The organism is Pseudoalteromonas sp. S3776, assembly GCF_005886915.1.
In the GTDB taxonomy this organism is placed as follows: domain Bacteria; phylum Pseudomonadota; class Gammaproteobacteria; order Enterobacterales; family Alteromonadaceae; genus Pseudoalteromonas.
The window spans coordinates 1-20,351 of record NZ_PNCU01000014.1 but is presented as its reverse complement, the minus strand read 5'-3'; the positions used below and the strand labels follow the sequence as shown (position 1 = coordinate 20,351).

The window sequence follows — 20,351 nt, the reverse complement described above, 5'->3', positions numbered from 1 at the left end:
AGGGACTATGTCAGTAACCCCAAAGGGTCACAATTCAGATCACAAAGATACATTGCACGACAATACCAACAGCTATCAAAACAACCATAAACCCAGCTCAGAGTTTAGTACTCGCGACGAGTATCTCGAACATGAATTACAAATTATGCAGCCTAAGCGCTGGCGGCCTAATTTACCATTTAAAGACTACCGCTTTGAATTTGAAGACACCATTCCAGCCATGGCGGGCACCATTGGTAAAGTGGTTATGGTGGGGGCTATTGCCGCTACTTTTGCAGCGCCACTGGGTTTAAGCGATGCGTTTGTGTTGGAAAATGTACGCTATGAATTACTGATTGTTTCTATTTTTATTATTTTGTTTTCGGGCTTTATTTTACCCACGGCTAACTTAGCCGGTACTCACGGCCCACTTATTCCGTTAATCCCCATCGTTGTTGCCGCTGGCGGCCATCCTATGGCATTTGGCTTACTCATTGGTGCCTTTGGCTTTATTTTAGCCATAACCAAAGGAGGAAGTTTGCTCGCACGCTTAACCAGTAAAGGGGTGTGCGGAGGCTTACTCATATACTTAGGCTTTATTGGTACTATTTCGCAAGTTAAAAAGCTGTTTGCATGGGCTGAGGCCATTGATATGGCACACATCGCATTTATTGTTATTTTGGCGACCATTTTATTGTATGCGTTACTTGAGCATTTTAAAAAGCGCTGGCTAGCTGTGCCGCTTAGCTGCCTTATTGGCGGTGGAGTTGCCTTTGCACTCGGTGCGCCGTTTGAATTTAATACCGCGCCGGGCTTACCTAATATGAACCCAGCTTATTGGTGGGGCGAAAACACGGGTTGGATGCTTGGCCTACCAACACTTGAAAGCTTTGTGGTTGTGCTGCCGTTTGCGGTACTGGCTGTAGCTATGTGGTCGCCGGATTTTTTAGGACATCAAGTTTTTCAAAAAATTAGTTACCCACAACGTACTGAAAAAGTACAAATGAACATAGACGACACCATGCTAAGTGCATCGGTTAGGCAAACCTTTGGCTCGCTTGCCGGTGGTGCTAACTTTACCTCATCGTGGGGAACCTACATTGTCCCTGCCGCTATTGCTAAACGCCCTATCCCGGCAGGCGCCATTTTAACAGCCGTATTTTGTATTATTGCGGGTTTATGGGGCTACCCGATGGATTTAGCCATTTGGCAACCTGTGCTGTGTGTTGCGCTTATTGTTGGTGTGTTTATTCCGCTGCTTGAGGCAGGTATGGAAATGACACGCGAAGGTAAAACAACGCAATCGGCCGCAATTGTTGTGTTTGCGTCAAGCTTGGTTAACCCTGCGTTTGGTTGGTCACTAACTATGCTGCTTGATAACTTAGGCCTAATTGGCTGTAAAGAGCGCAGTGCTAATTTAACTAAAATGAGCCGCTGGGTTATTCCGCTCATTATGTTTGTGGTTTTAACCACAGTAATGGCTATTGTTGGTATGCTGCCAGGCATACCTGCGCTAATGGCAGATTTTAGACACTAATAATTAGAAGAGTTAAACATAAAAAAGCGCGGCTTATATACTCAGCCGCGCTTTGTTTTCATATGTAATTAATTGCTTTTCGTTACTGCCAAGGGCGCTCAACAGCAAGTTGTTTTTCAAACGCATCAATTTGTGGGTTTAGCGTTTCGGTCACACCAATAAAGTCTAAGCCACTTAATAAACGCTCTTTTACGTCTTTACGAATATCAAAACTAATTGGCGCAAACTTATCGCTTGTTAGTGTTTGGTTTTCAAGATCAATTTGAATGTTTATATCGTCGTACTGCTCACTAAGTACAAACAATTGCTCAAGCGTGTCAGCTGGTAGCGCAATGGCTAGCATTTGGTTGTTGCCACAGTTATTAAAGAAAATATCAGCAAAGCTTTCCGCTAAAATTACTTCAAAACCATATTGCTTAAGTGCCCACGGCGCATGCTCGCGTGATGAGCCACACCCAAAGTTGTCGCGCGTTAATAATATTTGCGCGCCTTGGTAGCATGGGCGGTTTAAAATAAAATCAGGGTTTGGCTCGCCGTTTTCTAGGTAACGCCAATCGTAAAACAGTGCTGCATCAAAGCCATCACGGCTAGTTGATGTTAAAAACTGCTTTGGAATAATTTGGTCAGTATCTACATTGTTTTTATCAAGTGGGGCCATTAAGCCACTAAAAAATACGCTCATTAGGCTTCTCCTCTAATATCAACAAAGTGACCATGTATTGCAGCAGCGGCAGCCATTGTAGGGCTTACTAAGTGCGTACGCCCACCACGGCCTTGGCGGCCTTCAAAGTTACGGTTAGACGTAGATGCACAGCGCTTACCCGCTTCTAATCGGTCGTCGTTCATTGCTAAACACATTGAACAGCCCGGTTCGCGCCACTCAAAACCTGCCGCTTTAAAAATATCGGCTAAGCCTTCGTCTTCTGCTTGCTTTTTAACAAGGCCAGAACCCGGTACGATTAGCGCTTCTATGCCAGCCACTACCTGTTTGCCTTCAACAATTTTTGCCGCGGCACGTAAATCTTCAATACGGCTATTAGTACACGAACCAATAAAGACCGTATCTACTTTTGCGCTTGATAATTTATCGCCCGCTTTTAAGTCCATGTATTTAAGAGCACTGCGTATAGCATCAGCTTTAATTAAATCAGGTTCTTGATCAGGGTCGGGTATGCATTCATCAACGCCAATTACTTGCTCTGGGCTGGTGCCCCACGTAATTTGTGGCTGAATGTCGTCGGCTTCAAGCTCCACACTTAAGTCAAACTCAGCGCCTTCATCTGTTTTTAAAGTTTCCCAATATTCAACTGCGGCATCAAAGTCAGCACCTTTTGGCGCAAATGGGCGACCTTTTAAATAATCATAGGTAATTTGATCTGGTGCTATTAAACCTGCTTTTGCACCCATTTCTATACTCATGTTACATAGCGTCATACGGGCTTCCATTGAAAGTGCTTCAATGCCTTCACCACAAAATTCAGCAACATAGCCTGTACCACCAGCAGTACCTAATTTACCAATAACCGCCATAATTAAGTCTTTAGAGGTGACAGTTGGGCGAAGCACCCCGTTAATTTGAATTTTTAGCGACTTTGCCTTTTTTTGCTGAAGCGTTTGCGTTGCTAATACGTGCTCAACCTCAGACGTACCAATACCGTGCGCTAGTGCGCCAAACGCGCCATGCGTAGAGGTATGGCTATCACCACATACAATGGTAGTCCCAGGCAAGGTAATACCTTGTTCAGGCCCCATTACATGCACTATGCCTTGGTTAATTGAGTTTAGATCGTAAAGTACAATACCAAACTCTTTACAGTTTGCATCTAATGCCATTAATTGGTTTTTAGATACTTCGCTTGCGGCATCAAGCGATCGGCTTTTAGTCGATACGTTATGATCCATCGTTGCAAAGGTTTTTTCTGGGCAACGTACTTTACGGTTTTTTTCACGTAAGCCTGCAAAGGCCTGCGGTGATGTCACCTCGTGTACTAAATGACGGTCAATATAAAGTAAATCAGTTTGCTCGTTTATGCTGGCAACCGTATGTGCTTGCCAAATTTTGTCGTATAACGTTTGGGCCACTTGCTAATTCCCTACTCTGTTAAGTCGCAGCATAACGGTGCTGCGGCTTTAATAATTAAATACGTGAAACGATGGCGGCTGCCACATCACTTGTGCTGTATCCACCTTGTGGGTAGATATCTGGCGTACCAACACCTGCTTCAACGGCTTCGGCTACGGCTTTTTCAATGGTGCGCGCTGCTTCGTCTTGCCCTAATGAGTAACGTAGCATAAGTGCAGCACTTAAAATTTGTGCAATCGGGTTTGCAACGCCTTTACCAGCAATATCTGGCGCTGAGCCACCAGCAGGCTCGTACAAACCAAAGCCCGATTGATTCAAGCTTGCCGATGGTAATAAGCCCATAGAGCCTGTGATCATTGCACACTCATCTGACAAAATATCACCAAATAAATTATCGCAAAGTAGTACGTCAAACTGGCTAGGCTGTTTAACTAACTGCATTGCGGCGTTATCTACGTATATGTAATCTAGGCTTACTTCTGGGTAGTCTTTGCTCACTTCGGTAACTACTTCACGCCATAATACGCTTGATGCAAGTACGTTTGCTTTATCTACCGAGGTTACGTGGTTACTACGTAATTTTGCCGCTTCAAAGGCAAAGCGGGCAATGCGTTCAATTTCTTTACGCGAGTAAGTTTGTGTATCAAATGCTGCTTCCTCAGCGCCTTCGCCACTTCGGCCTTTTTCACCAAAGTAAATGCCGCCAGTAAGTTCGCGCACACATAAAATATCAAAGCCTTTTTCGCTAATATCTGCACGTAATGGCGATGCAGCGCTAAGTGCTGGTAAAAGTTGTGCTGGGCGTAAGTTACAAAATAAACCAAAGTGCTTACGAAGTGGTAAAAGCGATGCACGCTCAGGTTGCTCGTTAGGGGGTAGGTTTTCCCATTTTGGGCCACCTACTGAGCCAAATAAAATGGCATCGGCGTTTTCACACGCGCTTAGCGTTTTTGGTGGTAATGCCTCACCAAATTCGTCAATGGCTGCGCCACCAATAGCATGATGCTGACGGTTCAGGGTAAAACCAAACTTATTGCTTACAGCATCAAGTACTTGCTCTGCTGCTGCCATTACTTCTGGGCCAATACCGTCGCCTGCTAATACGGCAACGCTGTAGTTTGTTTTACTCATCCTGCTTTCCTTTGTTGTTTTAAATCAGACACTTTTTGTGCACGATAAATTAAGTTGTAAACACGGATCATGGCGCGTACCGACGCCTCTACCACATCCGCAGCAATACCCGCACCGTGATAAGGGCGGCCATCGTATTTAGCAATAATGTTTACTTGACCAAGCGAACTTGCGCCTTGACCTGTGGCTTCTAGGTTATATTCAATCATTTCAACGCTCATACCTGTTAAGCGCTCAATAGCCGCAAACGACGCTTCAACAGGGCCATTACCTGTGGCTGCTTCTTGCTTTGCTTCGCCATCAATTAACATTCCAATGGTAGAGCTGGCTACCGACTGTGAGTTAGACGCTGAGTTTACAAACTCTAACTGGTATTTTTCGTCTTTGTCGTTAATTTGATTAAAGTAAATCATGGCTTCAAGGTCGTAATCGTATACGGTACCTTTTTGATCAGCTAACGCTAAAAAGCTCTCGTATAAGCTGTCCATGTCGTAATCAGCTTTTTGGTAACCTAACTCTTCTAAGCGATGCTCAATAACATGACGACCCGAACGCGAAGTCATATTTAATTGGTTATTTGGCACACCGACGCTTTCTGGCGACATAATCTCATAAGTATTTTGCGCTTTTAATACGCCATCTTGGTGAATGCCCGAGCTATGTGCAAAGGCGTTTTCGCCCACAATGGCTTTATTTGGCTGTACCGGCATATTACAAATTTTTGCCACTTGGCGAGATGCGCGATAAATTTCTTCGCTTTTAATATCGGTGTGTACATTTAAGTGGTCTTTGCGCATTTTCATGATCATTGCCACTTCTTCAAGCGAACAGTTACCCGCACGCTCACCAATACCATTTATTGTACATTCTATTTGGCGAGCACCCGCTTGTACCGCAGCTACCGAGTTTGCCACAGCTAAACCTAAATCGTTGTGGCAATGCACACTTAAGCGTGCTTTATCAATATTTGGCACGTTATTCATTAAATGGCGGATCATCGCAGCGTATTCGTCTGGCGTTACAAAGCCAACGGTATCGGGTAAGTTAATAGTAGAGGCACCTGCATTAATTGCCTGCTCAACAATTTTACATAAATCCCAATGCGGCGTACGCCCAGCATCTTCACACGAAAACTCAACATCATCTGTGTAGTTACGCGCTAATTTAATTGATTTAACCGCCATTGCCGTTGCGTCATCTAGGCTCATGCGTAATTTGTGTTCAAGGTGCAAAGGGCTTGTGGCAATAAAAGTATGAATACGGCTTTGCTGTGCTGTGCGAAGCGCCTCACCACAGGCTTCAATATCTTTTGCTACTGAACGTGCTAAACCACAAATAATAGGGCCTTTAACCTCGGTTGCAATACGTTGCACCGAGCGAAAATCAGCGGGGCTCGAAACTGGAAAACCCACTTCCATCACATCCACGTTCAAGCGGCTAATAGTATGCGCTAGCTGAATTTTATCGTCTTCAGTAAGGCTTGCTTTAAGTGCCTGCTCGCCATCACGTAAGGTGGTATCAAAAATCCATACTTTATCTTTGTCTTGCATAACTGCCCCTCATTCCTCGATTACCCAAATTTCAATTTATCCCAGCCGCGAGATAATAAAAAACCCCGCAATTGCGGGGTTTTTAGTGTTTAACTCGATGCAAACACACTAATCCCCGCCTACTTGCCATAGCAGTAAGAGGTTAAGTTTTAGTGTAATTAAACGAATATTTTGCATCTTGTTTCTTGTGTGTGTTCAGTGAGGCCTATTTTTATCATTACAGCGCAGTGGGTGCAAGCATAAATATTCCAAACCAAGGAGTAAAAACCCCACATTAAAGAAATTTATATACCTAAAAATAGCACATTAAGGTTTTATAAATCACACAACTGCACTTTTTAGCTTAAATTAATGTGTTGAGTAAACTTGCGTGCTTAGATTAACTTATTGCTAATTTTTTAAGCTAAACCTGATTATTTGTTTCACGAATATAATGCCCTGCACCGCGGGTGATATAACGCAGCTGCCAAATAACACGCTCAATTAATTCATCACGTTGCTGACCTTCAATGTCGAGTGCTTCAGCACCGGCATTAAATACCAGCGTTACCATGGCTTCGGCCTGAATATAAGCATGAATTGAATCGCACTTGGTTTCGCTTTCTAAATAATGCGCAAGCTCTAAAATAAAGTGTTTTACCTCACGTGCAACAGCAGCTCTAAAGGCTTTTGAGGTGCCAGAACGTTCTCGCAGCAGTAATCTAAATTGGTTGCTTGAGTTATCAATAAACTCCATAAAGGTAACAACCGAGGTATTTATTACGCTACCACCACTGGCTATTCGTCTGCGAGCTTGGCGCATAAGCTGACGAAGGGTTAAGCCGGCTTCGTCGACCATGGTTAAACCTAGCTCGTTCATGTCTTTAAAGTGGCGATAAAAAGAGGTGGGGGCAATACCTGCTTCGCGGGCAACTTCGCGTAAGCTTAAATTAGAAAAACTATGATCAGCACTTAGCTGATTAAATGCCGCCTCAATTAAGGCTTGTCGTGTTTTTTGTTTCTGTTGTGCTCTAACACCCGACATCCACAGCTCCCTGAGTAATTTTATATGAAGTTTTAATGATAATTAGCCGAATTGTCTAGTCTAATACTTGACGCCAAGAGATTGAAACACTATTTTAGCTTACAGTTGTACGCTGAGAGTAAAAACGATGAATAAACCACCGATTATTTGGACAAACGTCCTATTTTTTAGCCTAACCTTTTTGGCGGCTGTCACCCTTGTACCTTGGTACGGCATTAGTTACGGATTTACCAGCGCGCATTGGATTGCATTTATAGGCTGCATGTTTTACGCAGGCCTATCTATTACTGCCGGATACCACCGATTATGGGCGCATAAAGCCTATAACGTTCACCCTGCGATAGAATTTATTTTTGCACTTGGTGGCGCATTTGCTTTGCAAAACAGTGCGTTGCACTGGAGTAGCGATCACCGTATACACCACGGTCAAGTAGATGACCCAGTAAAAGACCCTTACGCCGCAACTAACGGTTTTTGGTACAGCCACATTGGCTGGATGCTTCGTGATTACCAAGGTGACAGCTACGGTGATTACAGTAACTGTCGCGATTTACAACGCAATAAAATAGTTATGTGGCAACACAAGCATTACTTGAAACTTGTTATAGCTATGAATGTAGGCCTTCCGCTTGTGCTTGGTTTATTGGTAGGTGATGTGTGGGGCATGCTACTCCTTGCCGGTTTACTGCGTTTAGTATTGAGCCAGCACTTTACCTTTTTTATAAATTCATTGGCTCATATTTGGGGTTCACGCCCATACACTGAAAAAAATACCGCGCGCGATAATGGCTTTTTAGCATTATTTACTTATGGCGAGGGTTACCATAACTTTCATCATATTTTTGCAAGCGACTACCGTAACGGTATTAAATGGTTTCATTACGACCCAACTAAATGGATGATTCGCTCTTTAGCAGCGCTCGGTTTAGCCAGTAAATTAAAACGCACTCCGGTTGAACGTATAGAAAAAGCAAAGGCCGAAACGCTCATGAGTAAAACCCAAACTCGCCTTGCAAAATTGCCTTTAGCCCAAGATAAGCTTACATTATTACAACAAGAGTACGATTTATTGCTGAAAAAACTGCAAAATTATTGTTCACTACAAAAACAAGTGTTAGAAGTTAAAAAAAATAACATGGCAAAGCAGTGTGAACAATCAGCATTAATGGCACAATACCATGAGTTGGAAGCCGCCTGGGAAAATCAAAAACAGGCATGGCTAGCACTTAATGCGAGGTTATTAAAAGCCTCTTTTAATTAATTTAGGAGTGGCTGTGGCCAAACAACCAGAACAAAAAAAAGTACCCGTGACATACCAATATGACGCAATAATTATTGGCACGGGTCCTGGCGGTGAAGGTACCGCCATGAACCTATCTAAAAACGATAAAAAAGTAGCGGTAATTGAACGCCAACAAGCTGTTGGCGGTGGCTGCGTACATTGGGGGACAATTCCTTCAAAAGCATTACGCCACTCGGTTAGCCGGTATATTGAATACAAAGCTAACCCATTATTTAATGTTGGCGAGCGCCCTAGTCGCTTAACATTTCCTGATATTTTAAGCCATGCAAGTTCTGTTATTTCTAAGCAGTCAAACTTACGTAGCAGCTTTTACGACCGTAATCGTATTCATATGTACCAAGGCGATGCGAGTTTTGTAGATAAACACACGGTTGAGATTAAGCGCCTTGATGGCTCAGCAGAGCGTATAACAGCAAAAACGATTGTGATTGCTACCGGCTCGCGCCCATATCGCCCACCTGAGGTAGACTTTAGCCATTCACGTATTTACGACAGCGACACTATTTTAGGCCTAGAGCACGACCCACAACGCGTACTTATATATGGTGCCGGTGTTATTGGCTGTGAATACGCTTCAATATTTAAAGGCTTAGGCGCGAAGGTAGATTTAGTAAATACCCGCGACCGCTTATTGGCCTTTATGGATGCAGAAATCTCTGACGCGCTTAGCTACCACTTTTGGAATAGCGGTATTGTTATTCGCCATAACGAAGAGTTTGATCGTGTAGAAACACGGGACGATTGTGTTGTTATGCATTTAAAATCGGGCAAGCGTGTAAAAGCCGACTGTATTTTATTTGCTAACGGCCGCACAGGTAATACCGATACACTAAATCTTGAAGCTATTGGCTTAAAAGCCGATGGTCGAGGCCAGCTTAAAGTCAACGAAATGTACCAAACTGAGGTAGACAACGTTTACGCAGTAGGTGATGTTATTGGCTATCCGAGCTTAGCTAGTGCAGCGTTTGATCAGGGCCGTATAGCTGCCGATGCGATTGCCTGCGGTAATTGCGAAGATAAGCTGATTATAGATATTCCAGCAGGTATTTATACCATTCCTGAAATGAGCTCAGTAGGTAAAACAGAGCAACAGCTAACCGCTGCAAAGGTACCGTATGAAGTGGGCCGTGCACAGTTTAAGCACTTGGCTCGTGCGCAAATTGCGGGCACAGAAGTTGGTAGTTTAAAAATACTGTTCCACAGTGAAACCAAAGAAGTACTTGGCGTGCATTGCTTTGGCGAACGTGCCTCGGAAATTGTTCACATTGGCCAAGCCATTATGGAGCAAAAAGGCGCTGGCAATACAGTTGATTACTTTGTAAATACCACATTTAACTACCCAACTATGGCAGAAGCCTACCGAGTTGCGGCGTTAAATGGATTAAATAGGTTATTTACTTAATCCAATTACTACACAGCAAAAAGCCCGCTAATTAGCGGGCTTTTTAGTAGCTATTAATACCACTGCTGTTATTTGTGGTATTGCGCGCTTAGCTCATGTACTGCGTTAATAAATACACCGGCGTTTTCTGGGTCTACATCTGGTGTAATGCCGTGGCCTAGGTTAAATACGTGGCCATTTCCTGTGCCAAAATCTTCTAAAATAGTGCCTACTTCCTGGCGGATACGATCAGGCGTACCGTGAAGCATTGACGGGTCCATATTACCTTGCAATGCAACTTTATCGCCTACACGGCGCTTAGCGTCGCCAATATTAATAGTCCAATCAAGACCTACTGCATCACAGCCTGTGGCTGCAATTGCTTCAATCCACTGGCCACCATTTTTGGTAAATAGCGTTACCGGCACTTTACGACCGTCGTATTCGCGAATTAAACCATCAACAATTTTATGCATGTATTGCAGTGAGAACTCGTTGTAATCGCGCGGGCTTAATACTCCGCCCCATGAGTCAAATAACATTAGTGATTGCGCACCGGCTTTTACTTGCGCGTTTAAATAATCAATAACCGAATCAGCGAGTTTATCGAGTAATAAATGCAGTGTTTGCGGCTCTGCAAACGCCATTTTTTTAATTTTACCAAATACTTTACTGCTGCCACCTTCAACCATGTAAGTTGCTAGTGTCCATGGTGAACCCGAAAAACCAATAAGTGGTACTTCGCCCTTTAACTCACGGCGAATTGTGCTTACTGCGTTCATTACATAGCCAAGCTCGTCAGTTGGGTCTAGCTTTGGAATTTTTTTAACATCAGCAAGTGACGAGATAGGGTTTTCGAACTTAGGGCCTTCACCGGTTTCAAAGTACAAACCTAAACCCATTGCATCGGGAATCGTTAAAATGTCACTAAATAAAATAGCGGCATCTAATGGGTAGCGACGAAGGGGTTGTAGTGTTACTTCACACGCTAGCTCAGCATTACGGCACAGGCTCATAAAATCGCCCGCTTGTGCACGTGTAGCACGGTACTCTGGTAAATAGCGTCCTGCTTGGCGCATCATCCATACCGGTGTTACATCAACGGGTTGTTTTGCAAGTGCACGTAAATAACGGTCATTTTTTAATTCGCTCATAGCTTAATAATCCTGAGGCTTATAGAAATTGTTCAAGATTGTACCACCATATTCTTCGGCTCTCTATCGCTATGCTTGTAAAACATGTGTTATAGCTAACCGGCCCTACTTTGTTGCTTATTTAGTCACGTTTGTGCACTAAATAATCAAAAAGAACTAACAATAAAAACTTTTTGTTAATATGTTTGCAACATTACAAAAACCTTGGTATTGTTTGTCCCGCGTTAACAAGAACAATAATAAAAATCTTAAACAACAATAACAAAAAATTTATAATAAAAATAACAAAAATCTTCTATAACAATAAGAAAGCTTGTATTAACAGGCCAAAACAAGAAATTAAGCCACCTTAACCGGTGGTTTTTTCTTGCCTGCAATAAAATAATAAATTACCTACAATAAATACACGTATACCCCAGCTCATACCTTTTACTTGTTGATATACACTTAAATAAAATATATCTTGATGTATAAGAAGATTTAAATTTAACCATAAAAGTGACCCAGCTTAGGAGAACAGTAATGCTGACGCGCGTAGAGAAAGCTCAACAAAAATGGGGTGGTAGCCATACTGTCATTGATAAATGGTTAAACGAGCGCCAAGAATTAATCGTACTTTATTGTAAAATGGCTGGGTTTTCGCCATACGATAAAAAAGATCACGCCTTACCAGAGCCAGAGCAGATTCAATCATTTTGCCAAATTTTAATGGATTACTTATCTGCCGGCCATTTTGAAGTGTACGATGACATTGCTAAAGCCTGTGAGAGCAAGGGCCTTGAAAGCCAACAGCTGGCAAATACAATTTACCCGCGCATTTCAAGCACAACAGATATTGCTTTAGATTTTAACGATAAATACGCAGAAGTAGATAAAGAGGACTTATTAGCAGAGTTTGATAATGATTTGTCGGTACTTGGCGAAACGTTAGAAGCGCGTTTTGAACTAGAAGATGAGCTAATAGATAATTTGTTTTCTAACCACACAGATTAATAAAATAGCCTACAAAAAAGGGACCGTTATGGTCCCTTTTTGCGTTATAAGTTACTGCTTATTGCGCTGGTGCTTCGTCATCTTGTATTTCAAGTAGTTCTACTTCAAAAACAAGCGTTGAGTTAGCTGGAATTTTACCTAGGTCACGATCGCCGTAAGCAAGTTCAGAAGGAATAGTAAACTTATACTTAGACCCTACAGACATAAGCTGTAAACCTTCAGTCCAACCCGCAATTACACGGTTAAGAGGGAACGTAGTTGGCTCGTTACGCGCATAAGAGCTATCAAACTCAGTGCCATCTAATAAAGTACCTTTGTAATGTACTTTAACTACGTCTGTTGCTTCAGGCTTTTCGCCTTCCCCTTCGCTAAGTACTTCGTACTGTAAGCCTGACTCAGTGACTGTTACGCCTTCTTTTTTAGCATTTTCTTCTAGGTATTTTTTACCTGCTTCTTTGCTTTTTTCAGACTCAACTTTAGCTTTAGCTTCTTGCTTAGCACGCACTGATGTATCTAATTCAGTAAGTACTTCACGGATTTTTTCTTCATCGATTTTTGCATTACCAGCAAGCGCGTCTTCAAAACCACGAATTAACAGTGCTTGGTCTAGCTCAATACCAATCTCTGATTTATCAGCTAGGTCTTTATTTAAAAAGTTACCAACTGATGCACCAATACCGTATGCTTGTTGCTGCTCTACAGTGTCTAATTTAACTTCAGCTTTTTCTTGTTTTGCTTCTTGATTACAAGCTGTAAGCGCTAAAACCGACGCTGCAATCAATGACAATCTAATCGTCTTTTTCATTTTAAATCTCCGACACACTTTGCAGTTGTCATTTATTGTATTATTACTAGTTAAAGATTAACGGCCTACATGATAGGCTGCTTGTTTAATAACTAACTAAATTAAAACCTAACCTATTATAGTGATTAGACAAACACCCTAGGCCTTCAACGTGACCTAGTCTAACCTCTCAGTCACTAAGAGTTAAGAGGAAATACCTGTAATATGTCGATATTTCGTACTTTTTTAATCGCTTTTAGCTGTTTATTAGCCCTAGCTTGTAGCGATCAAAAACAGCAAGCTGCACAACGCTTTGAACACGCAGCACAGGGTGCGTTTTCCTCGGCAGTATCTAACGATGGTAAATACAGCTTAGTCTCCTCCATTCACCATGGGGTCGCCCTGTGGGATAATCAACAGCAGGTGCTAAAATATCAATGGTTTCAACAACAATCACAAGAAAGCCTAGTGTATGCTGTGGCTATTGCCTTTGATAATAGCGTGGCCGTTACCGCAGAAAAAACCACCTTTGCCGTGTGGGATATTAACAGCGGCGAAAACCGTGGCTATTATAAAATTCAACAAGCCACTATTCGCGATATTGCGATAAGCAACCAAGGCCGCAGTGTTTTATACGGCAGAAGCGACGGTGTAGTGGTCTTTTTAAACCTAGAAACCGGACGCCGCATTGAGTTTTTAGGCCACCAAGACAAAGTAAACACCGTTGATTTATCACCTAACGGGCGCTATGCCCTAAGCGGCTCGAACGATTACGTTGCCTATTTTTGGGATACACGCACAGGACAAGTAATTCATCGCTTTAATCACCCTACGCGAGTTACCCAAGTAACTCTAGACCCACAAGGTCGCTACGCATTTACCGCAGATAGTATGAAGCAAGCACATGTATGGAAGCTGACTACAGGTGATCTTGTGAGTAAACTGGCGTATATTGCGCGTCAGAAAATTTTTACTGCGGTACGCTTTAACGAACAAGGCACATTGCTGGCAACAGGCTCGCCCAATAAGCGCGTTGATTTATGGCAGTTGCCCAGCGGCGAGAAAATTCAAACTTGGCAAGTCACACCACGTAAAGGCAGTAAGCCTAAATCGGCTGTGGTGCTAGATGTAACGTTTATAGATAACGGCAAGTCGATATTAACCGAGAGCTCGAGCGGAATTGCAGAGCACTTTACAATACGAGAAGCAAATGAACACAATTGAACATCGTTTAATGGAGCTTGAGGCAAAAGTTGCTTTTCAAGACGAAACAATAGAAATATTAAATGACGAGCTAAAAGCACACCAACAGCAGCTTGCAAAAATGAAGCGCCAAACTGAGCTACTAGCAGAAAAGCTTAAAGAAGCGCAGCAGCCGTCGCTAATGTCACAAATGCAAGAGCCACCTCCACCACATTACTAAAATAAAAACCGGGTTAATCGCCCGGTTTAAATACACCAATAACTTGTTCAAATTGGCGAGTAGATGCCTGAACTGCGTTATCTGGCTGCGCCATTTTGTGGCCGCACTCTACGCACTCTACTTTTTCAACATCATGTTCTCTGTATAGCATCATGGTATCCATGGCTTTACATTCAGGGCACGATGCACCAGCAATAAATCGCTTCTTTTGTCTCACAACATTTTTCCTGTGGTTTGAACTGCACATATTTTATCGTATAACTTCCTAGGTTGATACGCTTGATAAGAGCAATACGTTCTATGGTATGATAGCGCCAACTTAACAAGGGCACAGCAAAGTAACGTATTCATGATCCAAATCTCAGAAATAGAACTACTTCGTGGCGGAAAAGCCTTATTAAAAAATGCTTCGGCTACTTTATTTCCACAACACAAAGTAGGACTTGTAGGCGCTAATGGCTGTGGTAAATCTACGTTATTTAGTTTATTAAAGTCTGAGCTACAGTTAGATGCTGGTGATTGCAGTATTCCTAAAGATTGGTCTATTGCCTCTGTAAAACAAGAAACTCCCGCCCTTGAAATAAGCGCCATTGATTACGTACTACAAGGCCACCCTGAGTACTATTCATTGCGCATTGCCCTGCGTGAAGCCGAGCAAACAAACGATGGTGACACCCAAGCCAAAGTACATATTCAGCTTGAGAATATTAAAGGCTACAGCATAGAGTCAAAAGCGGGCGAATTGCTGCACGGCCTAGGCTTTGCTAATCACCAAATAGAAAACCCTGTAAGCGCGTTTTCTGGTGGTTGGCGTATGCGTTTAAACCTTGCACAAGCACTTATTCGCGATGCCGATTTACTGCTACTCGATGAACCAACAAACCACCTCGATTTAGACGCAGTGTATTGGCTTGAGCGTTTTTTACGCGCCTACACAGGGACCTTGGTACTTATATCTCATGACCGCGAGTTTTTAGACGCCGTGGTTGATCAAATTTGGCATGTCGATAAACAGCTCATTAATGTGTACAAAGGTAACTACTCACAGTTTGAGCGCCAAAAAGCAGAGCGCTTGTTACAACAACAAGCAATGTTTGAAAAACAACAAGAGCAAATTGCCCATCTTGAGCAGTTTATAACTCGCTTTAAAGCCAAAGCCAGTAAGGCCAAACAGGCACAAAGCCGTGTTAAAGCACTCGAACGTATGGAAAAACTGGCTCCTGCACATGCCGACTCACCATTTGACTTTGAATTTGCCGAGCCAACAGCCCTGCCTAACCCGCTAATGACCCTAGATAAAGCAAAAGCAGGTTATGGCGATGTCACTATTTTAAATAATATCGCGCTAAACCTAGTTCCTGGCAGCCGTATTGCGTTACTCGGTCGTAATGGCGCGGGTAAATCAACGCTTATAAAGCTATTAGCGGGCGAGCTTGAGCCGCAAGCAGGTAAAGTGGTTCAACACCATGGCTTAAATATTGGTTACTTTGCGCAGCACCAACTTGAATCGCTTGATTTAAAAGCCAGCGCAGTGACCCATATTCAACGTTTAAACCCACAAGCCACTGAGCAATCATTGCGTGACTTTTTAGGCGGCTTTGCATTTATTGGCGATAAAGCACTTGAACCCGTGGCGCCGTTTTCGGGCGGTGAAAAAGCCCGCTTAGTGCTTGCCATGCTAGTATATCAAAAGCCTAACTTACTACTGCTTGATGAGCCGACTAACCACCTTGATTTAGAAATGCGCCACGCACTAGTGATGGCACTGCAAGGCTTTGAAGGCGCCATGGTTACCGTATCGCACGACCGCCATATGCTCAAAAACACCGCTGATGAATTTTATTTAGTCGATGACGGCAAGGTGACTCAGTTTGGTTACGACTTAGACGCCTATTACCAGTGGCTACTTAACGCAAATAAAGAAGCCGCCAAAAGCGAGCTGTCAGACCAGCCTAAAGCGAATTCTGGCATTAACCGTAAAGAGCAAAAACGTTTAGAGGCCGAGTTTAGAAAAACCATTCAACCGCTTAAGAAGCAAATTGAAAAGCTTGAAAAGCAACTAGACAAATACTCTGCAGAGCTTAGCGAGGTCGAAGTCGCCCTTGGTGATAACGAACTCTACAACGACGATAATAAAGCCCAGCTAAAAGAGTTAATTGCTAAGCAAGCCACGCTTACCCCTAAAGTAAACGACACCGAAGAAGCGCTCCTAATGGCGCTTGAAGAGATGGAAGAAAAAGAACAGGCCTTTGCTGATGAACTTGCTCAATAGCGACGACTTTTGGCAATTTGCGTGCACCTTGTACGCAAAGCCTGGGCAACAACAAACCTTGCTGACTCTTCAAAACCAGCAAGGTAAAAACGTAAATCTGTGCTTATTTTTATTGTACTTAGATTCACTTAAGCTAAGCATTAACACCGAGCAACTCAGTGCGTTAATAGAATCAATTGACGAATTTGATACACAGGCACTTAAGCCTCTGCGTGCTACTCGCAAGTATTTAAAAGCCAACCAGCATACTATTAGCGACTATACAAAAATACGTGAAGAGTTACTAAGCGCAGAGCTAAAGCTTGAAAAGCAGCAACAGCAAATACTTGTTGATACAGCGAATAAACTTAGCTTTTTAGAAGCTGTAAAGCCAAACAATATTGAGCTGTATGTGAAAGCCACTTAGGCTGTCAGTTTTTATACCCTCTTCTAATGCCCATTCTCTTCTCTTAGTGCAAAAAACCTTTAAGTAATTTACTCACAAAGAGAACTAGAGACGCTGCGCTTTTAGAAAAAATAAAGGCCAAGCTAATATCGCTAAAAATATGAGTCTAGCCTCTGCTGGCTCGTGGCTACCTTTCTCATTTGCTCCTCATTCTCTTCTCTTTGTGCAAAAAAAACCTTTATGTAATTTATTCACAAAGAGGATTAGAGACGCGGCGCTTTTAGAGGAAAATAAAAACAAAGTTATTATCGCTAGCAATATAAGTCTAGCCTCTGCTGGCTCATGGCTACCTTTCTCATTCCCTTCTCTTTGTGCAAAAGATCTTTAAGCAAATTGATTATTCAAAGCCTATACGTGCTGCAGTAACTTGCTAGCCTCTAAAACATGATCTACATCAACTTTAGTTGATTACTTTTTCCACGCACGGAAATAGTTTGATCTCGATCACATTATGCTTTGCAAAGTCACTTTATGATGTCTCCATCAACTGAACGAGGAGATTAATCATGAACGTATTCTTTAGAGACTTTTTTAGCGACCCTGTTTTATTTATGTCTTTTGGGATTTTAGGCGTAGTGATTTCTCTTTGCCTATTTTACGCTTTTTACTTTATTAAAAAGATTAGCGAGGCTGAAGTTCCCGAGCATCATTAAGCACGACGCACAAAGCGCCTACTCAGGTTACTGATTAGGCGCTTTTTATTTTATAAAGCGAAAAATTTGGTACACTATCGTTTCGTTTTTTTCATAGTGCGTAGTACAAACATGATCAATAAGTTTAAACCAGCATGGTGGATGACCAATCGTCACGTTCAAACCATAATGCCGCGTTTTTTCCGCCCATTTCACAATACGTCCTACGAACTTGAGCAACTTGATACGCCCGACGGCGATTTTATTGAACTTGCATGGTCGCTGCCCCATAACGAAAACGCCCCTCTTGCTGTGGTTTTACATGGCCTTGAAGGCAACATAAATAGCTTTTATGCCAAAGGCATGATGAAAGCCTTAAAAAAGCAAGGTTATGCCGTAGTACTTATGCACTTTAGAAACTGCTCAAGCGAAGTTAACCGCTTACCGCGTGCTTATCATAGTGGTGATACCGCCGACTTAGCTTTTTTTATAAATCATTTAAGGGGGCAATTCCCCAGCCGCCCTATTATGGCTGTTGGTTTTTCGTTAGGGGGCAATGTACTGGCTAAATACCTAGGCGAAGAGCGAGAAAACTGCCCGTTAAGCGCCGCTGCAGTGGTTTCGGCTCCTTATGATTTATCCTCATCAAGCGATGTTATTCGTAAAAGCTTAGGCAAAATTTACCAAAAGTATTTGCTCGATAGAATGAAAAAATCAATGCAGCGTAAATTGCCACAAATTAAGCAGCAAATACCTATTACCTCTGAGCAGTTAATGAAAATTGACGATTTGCTGGAGTTTGATAATCAACTAACCGCTCCACTGCATGGCTTTGAAAACGCGCACGATTACTATCGCCAAGCCAGCGCAATGCCTTACTTAAAGCATATTGCGATTCCTACGTTAATAATTCATGCCAAAGACGACCCAATGTTGTCGATTAAAGCCGTGCCAAGTAGGCAAGATGTGAGTGAGCATGTTACCCTGAGCGTCTCTGAAAAAGGCGGCCACGTAGGGTTTATTAGCGGTAATAATCCGTTTAGGCCGGTATTTTGGCTTGAGCAAGCCGTTCCTCACTATTTTGGCCAGCACGTCCCCACTAAAGCGAGCAGTAAGCAGTTATGATTATCCCTTTTGAACAACTTGATAAAGACACCCTCTATAACCTAATTGAAAGCTACGTGCTTCGTGAAGGCACTGATTACGGTGAGCAAGAAGTGAGTATTCAAAGTAAAGTAGCGCAGGTTAATCAGCAGCTTAAAAATGGTGAAGCCATGGTGTTTTTTTCTGAGCTACATGAGTCAGTCACTATTATTTCAAAAAATGAATTTAAAGCACTGCAAAGTGAAGCGCATGAAGCACAGTCGTTTGATTAGCGCCTAACACTTGTAACTTTTGAGCTGAACGTACACAATGGCTTTTTACCCAAAGAGCCAAAACATGATAAAACTCAGCACTCTAGTGGTAGCCATATCACTAGCTTTAACACCACAAGCCTTTGCAGAGCAAGTAAAAAGCCCGTCAGACAAAGCAGTAAAACTAGCAAAAGACACTATTTTAATCGACACCCATATTGATGTACCTTATCGTATCCACGAAAAATGGGTTGATGTCACTAAAGCTACCGATGGCGGCGACTTTGACTACCCTCGCGCAGTTAAGGGCGGTTTAAACGCGCCATTTATGTCTATTTATATTCCTGCTCACTTAGAATTTGAAGGCAAAGGTAAAAGTTATCAGCTAGCCAATCAAATGATTGATAGCATGGAAGCCATTGCACTGCGCGCTCCCGATAAATTTGCCATTGCCAGCTCAACTGCAGATATAGAAGCGCAATTTGAGCAAGGTAAACTGTCAATTGCGATGGGCATGGAAAATGGCTCGCCAATTGAAGGTAAAATGGAAAACCTACAGCACTTTTATGACCGCGGTGTGCGCTACATCACGCTTGCGCACTCACAAAGCAACCATATTTCTGACTCGTCATACGATATTCGCCGTAAATGGAAAGGCTTAAGCCCATTTGGTAAAAAGCTGATAACTGAAATGAACAACATCGGTATGCTCATTGACGTATCGCATATATCAGATGATGCGTTTTATCAGGTAATGGAGCTATCTAAAACACCGGTTATTGCCTCACACTCTTCATTACGCAAATACACGCCGGGCTTTGAGCGTAATATGAATGATGACATGTTGCTAGCGCTGAAAAAGAATGGCGGAGTTATCCAAATTAACTTTGGCTCAAGCTTTGTAACCTCTCGAGCAGGTTCATGGTACAAAGACCTGAAAAGTACAAAGGAGGCCGTTAAAAAAGAAGGCACTAAGCCAGGCAAAGACTTTGACGCAGCGTACCGTGCTAAAAACCCATTCCCGTTCGCAAGTCTTGAGCAAGTCCTTGATCACATTGACCATGTAGTTGAATTAATTGGTATTGATTACGTAGGTATTGGCTCTGACTACGACGGTGTAGGGGATTCATTACCGATTGGCCTAAAAGATGTAGCGAGCTACCCTAACCTAGTGCAAGGGTTAATAGACAGAGGCTATAGCGATGCCGACATTAAAAAGATTTTAAGCGAAAATACGCTAAGGGTTTGGAAGCAAGCTGAAGCATATGCGAAAAAGCACTAGCGTGTAAGCTGTAAGCTGTAAGC

At 42.7% G+C, this 20,351-nt stretch carries 20 protein-coding genes; 12 read left to right on the top strand and 8 right to left on the bottom strand.

Annotation, left to right across the window (positions count from 1 at the left end; genetic code table 11):
- Positions 1-7 precede the first annotated feature (7 nt).
- Positions 8-1,516, top strand: a complete 1,509-nt coding sequence (locus tag CWC16_RS06685) for a DUF3360 family protein (RefSeq protein ID WP_138540969.1) — start codon at positions 8-10, stop codon at positions 1,514-1,516.
- 82 nt (positions 1,517-1,598) lie between these two features.
- Here the strand turns inward: CWC16_RS06685 and leuD are convergent, their stop codons facing one another.
- The 5 genes from leuD to fabR all read right to left on the bottom strand — a co-directional run bounded on the left by leuD (position 1,599) and on the right by fabR (position 7,304).
- Positions 1,599-2,198, bottom strand: a complete 600-nt coding sequence (leuD, locus tag CWC16_RS06680) for a 3-isopropylmalate dehydratase small subunit (RefSeq protein WP_138540968.1) — start codon at positions 2,196-2,198, stop codon at positions 1,599-1,601.
- Positions 2,198-3,598, bottom strand: coding sequence for a 3-isopropylmalate dehydratase large subunit (gene leuC / locus CWC16_RS06675; protein WP_138540967.1), 1,401 nt, complete (start codon positions 3,596-3,598; stop codon positions 2,198-2,200). Before leuC ends, leuD begins: the two co-directional genes overlap by 1 nt.
- A gap of 55 nt (positions 3,599-3,653) precedes the next feature.
- On the bottom strand, positions 3,654-4,730 hold the full coding sequence (gene leuB, locus CWC16_RS06670; protein ID WP_004589388.1) for a 3-isopropylmalate dehydrogenase: 1,077 nt from the start codon (positions 4,728-4,730) through the stop codon (positions 3,654-3,656).
- Complete coding sequence (leuA, locus tag CWC16_RS06665) at positions 4,727-6,280, bottom strand: 2-isopropylmalate synthase (protein WP_004589389.1); 1,554 nt, start codon at positions 6,278-6,280, stop codon at positions 4,727-4,729. The genes leuB and leuA overlap by 4 nt, the downstream gene beginning before the upstream one ends.
- A 403-nt stretch (positions 6,281-6,683) precedes the next feature.
- Entirely contained in the window at positions 6,684-7,304 is a 621-nt protein-coding gene (fabR, locus tag CWC16_RS06660) for an HTH-type transcriptional repressor FabR (protein ID WP_055015493.1), read from the bottom strand.
- 127 nt (positions 7,305-7,431) lie between these two features.
- Here fabR and CWC16_RS06655 point away from each other — a divergent pair, with 127 nt between their 5' ends.
- Together CWC16_RS06655 and sthA are read left to right on the top strand one after the other, a co-directional pair.
- Entirely contained in the window at positions 7,432-8,565 is a 1,134-nt protein-coding gene (locus CWC16_RS06655; RefSeq protein ID WP_138540966.1) for an acyl-CoA desaturase, read from the top strand.
- Positions 8,566-8,578: 13 nt separating this feature from the next.
- Positions 8,579-10,009, top strand: coding sequence for a Si-specific NAD(P)(+) transhydrogenase (gene sthA / locus CWC16_RS06650; RefSeq protein WP_171037633.1), 1,431 nt, complete (start codon positions 8,579-8,581; stop codon positions 10,007-10,009).
- A gap of 68 nt (positions 10,010-10,077) precedes the next feature.
- Here the strand turns inward: sthA and hemE are convergent, their stop codons facing one another.
- Positions 10,078-11,142, bottom strand: coding sequence for a uroporphyrinogen decarboxylase (gene hemE, locus CWC16_RS06645; protein WP_138540965.1), 1,065 nt, complete (start codon positions 11,140-11,142; stop codon positions 10,078-10,080).
- 522 nt (positions 11,143-11,664) lie between these two features.
- On the opposite strand from hemE, the gene CWC16_RS06640 reads away from it, so the two are divergent.
- Positions 11,665-12,135, top strand: coding sequence for an Rsd/AlgQ family anti-sigma factor (locus CWC16_RS06640; protein WP_055015497.1), 471 nt, complete (start codon positions 11,665-11,667; stop codon positions 12,133-12,135).
- Between the two features lie 58 nt (positions 12,136-12,193).
- Here the strand turns inward: CWC16_RS06640 and fkpA are convergent, their stop codons facing one another.
- A complete protein-coding gene (fkpA, locus tag CWC16_RS06635) occupies positions 12,194-12,940 on the bottom strand; it encodes an FKBP-type peptidyl-prolyl cis-trans isomerase (RefSeq protein WP_055015498.1) in 747 nt (248 codons plus the stop codon).
- Positions 12,941-13,144: 204 nt separating this feature from the next.
- Between fkpA and CWC16_RS06630 the strand changes: the two genes are divergently transcribed.
- Together CWC16_RS06630 and CWC16_RS06625 are read left to right on the top strand one after the other, a co-directional pair.
- On the top strand, positions 13,145-14,143 hold the full coding sequence (locus CWC16_RS06630; protein ID WP_138540964.1) for a WD40 repeat domain-containing protein: 999 nt from the start codon (positions 13,145-13,147) through the stop codon (positions 14,141-14,143).
- A complete protein-coding gene (locus CWC16_RS06625; RefSeq protein ID WP_055015500.1) occupies positions 14,130-14,342 on the top strand; it encodes a SlyX family protein in 213 nt (70 codons plus the stop codon). Before CWC16_RS06630 ends, CWC16_RS06625 begins: the two co-directional genes overlap by 14 nt.
- A 13-nt stretch (positions 14,343-14,355) precedes the next feature.
- On the opposite strand, the gene CWC16_RS06620 is transcribed toward CWC16_RS06625, so the two are convergent.
- The gene (locus CWC16_RS06620; RefSeq protein WP_004589620.1) at positions 14,356-14,559 is read right to left on the bottom strand and encodes a YheV family putative zinc ribbon protein; all 204 of its coding nucleotides are present in this window, start codon (positions 14,557-14,559) and stop codon (positions 14,356-14,358) included.
- A 132-nt stretch (positions 14,560-14,691) separates the two neighbouring features.
- On the opposite strand from CWC16_RS06620, the gene CWC16_RS06615 reads away from it, so the two are divergent.
- The 6 genes from CWC16_RS06615 (at position 14,692) to CWC16_RS06595 (ending at position 20,328) form a co-directional block, all read left to right on the top strand.
- Positions 14,692-16,614 (top strand): ATP-binding cassette domain-containing protein, encoded by a 1,923-nt coding sequence (locus CWC16_RS06615; RefSeq protein WP_138540963.1) that lies wholly within the window; start codon positions 14,692-14,694, stop codon positions 16,612-16,614.
- Complete coding sequence (locus tag CWC16_RS06610; protein ID WP_138540962.1) at positions 16,598-17,020, top strand: TIGR02444 family protein; 423 nt, start codon at positions 16,598-16,600, stop codon at positions 17,018-17,020. The genes CWC16_RS06615 and CWC16_RS06610 overlap by 17 nt, the downstream gene beginning before the upstream one ends.
- Before the next feature lie 545 nt (positions 17,021-17,565).
- Positions 17,566-17,712: a hypothetical protein gene (locus tag CWC16_RS19855; RefSeq protein ID WP_004589623.1), complete on the top strand. Its 147-nt coding sequence runs from the start codon at positions 17,566-17,568 to the stop codon at positions 17,710-17,712.
- A gap of 111 nt (positions 17,713-17,823) precedes the next feature.
- A complete protein-coding gene (locus tag CWC16_RS06605) occupies positions 17,824-18,816 on the top strand; it encodes a hydrolase (protein ID WP_138540961.1) in 993 nt (330 codons plus the stop codon).
- Positions 18,813-19,067, top strand: coding sequence for a YheU family protein (locus tag CWC16_RS06600; RefSeq protein WP_138540960.1), 255 nt, complete (start codon positions 18,813-18,815; stop codon positions 19,065-19,067). Before CWC16_RS06605 ends, CWC16_RS06600 begins: the two co-directional genes overlap by 4 nt.
- A 64-nt stretch (positions 19,068-19,131) precedes the next feature.
- Entirely contained in the window at positions 19,132-20,328 is a 1,197-nt protein-coding gene (locus CWC16_RS06595; protein WP_138540959.1) for a dipeptidase, read from the top strand.
- The last annotated feature ends 23 nt before the right edge of the window (positions 20,329-20,351 follow it).

Coding starts and splice junctions, on each gene's coding strand:
- leuD (WP_138540968.1), bottom strand. CDS start 2,198: ATGAGCGTATTTTTTAGTGGCTTAATGGCCCCACTTGATAAAAACAAT.
- leuB (WP_004589388.1), bottom strand. CDS start 4,730: ATGAGTAAAACAAACTACAGCGTTGCCGTATTAGCAGGCGACGGTATT.
- fkpA (WP_055015498.1), bottom strand. CDS start 12,940: ATGAAAAAGACGATTAGATTGTCATTGATTGCAGCGTCGGTTTTAGCG.
- CWC16_RS06605 (WP_138540961.1), top strand. CDS start 17,824: ATGATCAATAAGTTTAAACCAGCATGGTGGATGACCAATCGTCACGTT.
- CWC16_RS06640 (WP_055015497.1), top strand. CDS start 11,665: ATGCTGACGCGCGTAGAGAAAGCTCAACAAAAATGGGGTGGTAGCCAT.
- fabR (WP_055015493.1), bottom strand. CDS start 7,304: ATGTCGGGTGTTAGAGCACAACAGAAACAAAAAACACGACAAGCCTTA.
- CWC16_RS19855 (WP_004589623.1), top strand. CDS start 17,566: ATGAACGTATTCTTTAGAGACTTTTTTAGCGACCCTGTTTTATTTATG.
- CWC16_RS06625 (WP_055015500.1), top strand. CDS start 14,130: ATGAACACAATTGAACATCGTTTAATGGAGCTTGAGGCAAAAGTTGCT.
- CWC16_RS06615 (WP_138540963.1), top strand. CDS start 14,692: ATGATCCAAATCTCAGAAATAGAACTACTTCGTGGCGGAAAAGCCTTA.
- CWC16_RS06600 (WP_138540960.1), top strand. CDS start 18,813: ATGATTATCCCTTTTGAACAACTTGATAAAGACACCCTCTATAACCTA.
- CWC16_RS06685 (WP_138540969.1), top strand. CDS start 8: ATGTCAGTAACCCCAAAGGGTCACAATTCAGATCACAAAGATACATTG.
- CWC16_RS06630 (WP_138540964.1), top strand. CDS start 13,145: ATGTCGATATTTCGTACTTTTTTAATCGCTTTTAGCTGTTTATTAGCC.
- CWC16_RS06595 (WP_138540959.1), top strand. CDS start 19,132: ATGATAAAACTCAGCACTCTAGTGGTAGCCATATCACTAGCTTTAACA.
- leuA (WP_004589389.1), bottom strand. CDS start 6,280: ATGCAAGACAAAGATAAAGTATGGATTTTTGATACCACCTTACGTGAT.
- CWC16_RS06655 (WP_138540966.1), top strand. CDS start 7,432: ATGAATAAACCACCGATTATTTGGACAAACGTCCTATTTTTTAGCCTA.
- CWC16_RS06610 (WP_138540962.1), top strand. CDS start 16,598: ATGAACTTGCTCAATAGCGACGACTTTTGGCAATTTGCGTGCACCTTG.
- hemE (WP_138540965.1), bottom strand. CDS start 11,142: ATGAGCGAATTAAAAAATGACCGTTATTTACGTGCACTTGCAAAACAA.